The organism is Mycobacterium sp. (assembly GCF_051006775.1).
Taxonomy (GTDB): Bacteria; Actinomycetota; Actinomycetes; order Mycobacteriales; family Mycobacteriaceae; genus Mycobacterium.
The window spans coordinates 1-3,744 of the sequence record NZ_JBPCSX010000145.1 but is presented as its reverse complement, the minus strand read 5'-3'; the positions used below and the strand labels follow the sequence as shown (position 1 = coordinate 3,744).

The window sequence follows — 3,744 nt, the reverse complement described above, 5'->3', positions numbered from 1 at the left end:
GCCGACGGCCAGCCGTGCCGAGGGCGTGCAGCCGGAAGCCACCTGGTTGCGGACCGGTGACCTGGGAATGTTCGTTGATGGACAGCTCTACGTCACCGGACGCATCGTCGATCTGCTGAGCATTGACGGCCGCAACTTCTACCCGCAGGATATCGAGGCAACGGTCGCCGAGGCGTCGGCGCTGGTGCGCCGCGGGTACGTCGCGGCAATCAGCGCGCCCAGCGGCGATGGGGGAGAGCAATTGGTGATCATCGCTGAAAGAGCCACGGGGACAAGTAGATCCGATCCGGTACCGGCGATCGATTCGATCCGGACAGCGGTGCACCAGCGGCATGGCGTCACTGTCGCGGATATCCGGATTCTCCCGGCCGGTTCGATCCCGCGCACCACCAGCGGCAAGCTGGCACGCCGCGCCTGCCGCACGCAGTACCTCGAGGGGTCACTAAAAGGTCATCAGCGGTAGCCGTTCGGGTATCGACCCGCGGGTTATGTTTAGGAGCGATGGCCTCACGATTGATTGACCTGTACCGCCGGACCGGTGCCGATGTGCCCTTCGGTGATCCGATGCCCTCGCACGGCACTGAGATGGAGGGCTGGTTCTGGCGCGTGTCCGACGCGGCCAGTGGCCGGGTGCTGGTGGCGCTGTGCAGCGTCAACCGCCATCCCGACGGCGACTGGTCGACTGCGGCTGTATGCGTTCACCCGGGCGATGTGGTTTATTCCGGCGCACTGCCCAACGCTCGCGCCCAGAACTCGCCGTACGCCGTGACCGCCGGCGACGACAACGGACGCTTCACCGTCACACGGGACCGCATCCACTTCGAACTCGGTGATCTTCGCCTCGATATGGAGGTCCGCGACCCGGTCGTCTGGCCCAAAGCCTTCGGTGGCGGCGGGATCTTCTCGGCGATTCCGTTCCTCAACCAGTACTGGCACCCGCATCATCTGGGTGGGAAGGCCTCCGGAACCGTCGAATACGCTGGGGAGAGTTGGACATTCGACGGCGCCAAGGTCTACGCGGAGCGGAACTGGGGCGCGGGTTTCCCGCTGCGGTGGTGGTGGGGACAGGCGCATGACTTCGGCGACGACGATGTGTGTGTCGCTTTCTCAGGCGGGCTGCTCTCACTGGGCCCGATCGCACGCGATGTCAATGGAGTGGTGGTCCGGATCGGTTCGAAGGTGATCCGGATGACCCCGCCGGTGCTGGTGCGCTCGGAACTGGGGGAGAACCACTGGATCATCCGGGGCCGCTCAGCGCGATACGAGATCGAACTGGAGGGCGACGGCCGCCACCTGCCGCCGCACGTGCTTCCGGTTCCGATGCCGGCGGAGCGGCAGAATATCGACACCGACTTCGAGCATCTGGGGGCGCGCATGCGGTGCACGGTGCGCGAACGGGGGCGGCTCCTGTTCGACGGTACCTCCGAACTCGCTGGACTTGAGGTCGGCACGCGACCTGGCTGAAACAGTTCTGTGACCAGGGGCGATTAGGCTCGTATGAGTTAATCGACCAACCCGGGAGTGCTGTGAAGCTGTCCAAAATGTTCGCGTCCATCGGCATCGCCCTGCTGGGTCTCCCGTTCGCTGCCCCCGCCCAGGCCGAACCAACGCCTGTTGCCGCGGCACCGCAGCAGTGGATCGTCGTCGGAGTGCCGGCCGCGAGCGCGACCAGTGGAACCCTGACCGCCTACCAGAAGGTGGGCGAGGAGTGGAAGGCCGTCCTGGGTCCGATCACCGCGAAGGTGGGCGATGTCGGCGTCGGCGAGGGCGCCGACGGCGTGCATCGCACCCCGGTGGGGACCTTCGCCTTCGACCAGGCATTCGGCCGTCAGCCGAACCCCGGCACCAAACTGCCGTATTTCCAGGCGACCAAACAGGATTGGTGGGACGAGGACGCGTCCTCGCCGACCTACAACACCCACGTGCGCTCCGCCAATAATCCGTCAGCCATCACCGAGAACCTGTATGACTCGGGCCCGGTATATGACTACGCGGTCAACATCGCGGTGAACCCGAATCGCATCCCGGGCAAGGTGTCGGGGATCTTCCTACACGTCACCGATGGTTCACCCACCTGGGGCTGCGTGGCGATCGGCCGCGACGAGATGAAGTCGGTGCTGACCTGGCTGGACCCGGCGCAGTCGCCGCGGATCACCATCGGCGTCGGCAGCCCGGGTCTGGTCAAGGCCAGCTGACCCTGCTACGAGGCGCTGAGAATCCTGATCGCAAAGACCAGGGTGTCGCCCGGCGCGATGCCTGCTCGGGGCTGGCCCTGGGGGTAGCCGTCTGCTGCGGTCATGGCAACGGCGACGGTGGAACCGACCGTCTGTCCGGCGATGGCCTTCTGGAAGCCCGGCACGACGCCGTCGAGCGGGAATTCAGCCGGCTCGCCGCGGTTGTAACTGCTGTCGAAGACGTGCCCGTCGCGTCCGTCAACGCCCATGTAGCAGACAGTTACGGTCGCCGTGGGCGCCACGACCGGTCCGCTGCCTGCTTTGAGGGTGTGCACCTGCGTCGCAGCAACCTCGAAGGGAGCGGTGACGTCGACCCTGGGCGCGGTGCTGTCGGTGGATCCGGTGACCGCGACGCTGCCGGTGGTCCCGGTCAGGGTCCATTCCGCTGCGCCGGTCTTGTCCGGTGCCAGCGAGGGGCAGCCTCCGTCGGGCGACGCCGGTGTGGTGGCCATCTGGGTAACCGACGCCGAACTCGGCGATGAGGTCTCGGTCTTTGATGAGCAGCCGGAGATCATCGTGACGAGCGCGGCGGCGCTGGCCGCCAGGGCGATGGGTGCGGTGAAGTTCACGACTCGAGACGCTACACGGTGCCCAGACGACGCTGGCGTTCGACGGTGGCCAGGTAGAACGCCCAGGAGAACACGAAACTGGTGAACAGGCTCGCGACGAAGTACAACCACGGACGCCTGATCCCGCGGCGGCGGCCGTCGACGATGGTGAACAGCGGGAGCAGCAGCACATTGGCGATTGTGTAATCCGCGCTCGCCGAGCTGGACGCCGGGTTGGCGTAGCCGAGTTCGATGAACTGCATCCAACTGCCGGGTCCGACGAACGGATTGGTGGACGCCGCACCGTACTCGGCCACGTAGCGGTAGTTGAAGTACCAGCACAGCGGAATCGAGGCGACGCCGATGACGTAGAACAACCCCTCCAATCCCGATAACGCCGGGCTCGTGCTGCGGAAGATAGCCGGATTCGACCGCATGATGAAGGCGACGACGAGAACCCCGAGGATGGCGTGAATGATCAGCGATATCATCTCAGCGCCCCGCATCCGCGAGCACCTGGTAGCCCGCGTTGTAACCGGGGATGAAGGTGATCCCCGGCCCGCCGTGACAACCTGCCCCGCCCAGATAGAGACCCTCGATCGGTATCGGTTCGTCGAGGAAACCCCGGGGGCCGGGCCGGTTGGGGCCCATCAGCTCGGGCTGCAGCAGCCCGTGACAGTAGTCACCGTTGGGGGCCCCGAACATCGTGTTCATGTGGTACGGCGCGAAGGTGATTTGGCGGAGCACGATGTCCCGGAAGTTCGGCGCGTACCGGCTGATCTTGTCGATTACCCGCTGCGCCATCTCGTTCTTCAGTCGGCCGTGCTCCTCGCGGGGTGCTTCGGTGGGGAAGGCGTAGGCGAACACACTGGCGGTGTGCTTGCCGTCGGGCGCCAACTCCGGATCGTGGACGGAGGGGATCTGTATCGACAGCGCGGGATTCTCCGGAACCTCGCCCCACC

4 protein-coding genes and 2 pseudogenes are annotated in these 3,744 nt (G+C 65.8%); 3 read left to right on the top strand and 3 right to left on the bottom strand.

Annotation, left to right across the window (positions count from 1 at the left end; translation table 11 throughout):
• From ACR2JI_RS09910 to ACR2JI_RS09900, 3 genes and pseudogenes are all read left to right on the top strand, one after another.
• Positions 1–463: pseudogene (locus ACR2JI_RS09910) on the top strand (fatty-acid--CoA ligase); the annotation flags it as partial.
• Positions 464–501: 38 nt separating this feature from the next.
• Positions 502–1,464 carry a tocopherol cyclase family protein gene (locus tag ACR2JI_RS09905; RefSeq protein WP_526389904.1) on the top strand — a complete coding sequence of 321 codons (963 nt, stop codon included), beginning with the start codon at positions 502–504 and terminating at the stop codon, positions 1,462–1,464.
• A gap of 77 nt (positions 1,465–1,541) precedes the next feature.
• Positions 1,542–2,195 carry a L,D-transpeptidase family protein gene (locus ACR2JI_RS09900; RefSeq protein WP_526389903.1) on the top strand — a complete coding sequence of 218 codons (654 nt, stop codon included), beginning with the start codon at positions 1,542–1,544 and terminating at the stop codon, positions 2,193–2,195.
• A gap of 5 nt (positions 2,196–2,200) precedes the next feature.
• On the opposite strand, the gene ACR2JI_RS09895 is transcribed toward ACR2JI_RS09900, so the two are convergent.
• The 3 genes and pseudogenes from ACR2JI_RS09895 to ACR2JI_RS09885 form a co-directional block, all read right to left on the bottom strand.
• Positions 2,201–2,749 carry an FKBP-type peptidyl-prolyl cis-trans isomerase gene (locus ACR2JI_RS09895; RefSeq protein WP_526389905.1) on the bottom strand — a complete coding sequence of 183 codons (549 nt, stop codon included), beginning with the start codon at positions 2,747–2,749 and terminating at the stop codon, positions 2,201–2,203.
• 65 nt (positions 2,750–2,814) lie between these two features.
• Positions 2,815–3,273 (bottom strand): DUF2834 domain-containing protein, encoded by a 459-nt coding sequence (locus ACR2JI_RS09890; RefSeq protein WP_526389902.1) that lies wholly within the window; start codon positions 3,271–3,273, stop codon positions 2,815–2,817.
• 1 nt (position 3,274) lies between these two features.
• Positions 3,275–3,744 (bottom strand): annotated as a pseudogene (locus ACR2JI_RS09885) (NAD(P)/FAD-dependent oxidoreductase); the annotation flags it as partial.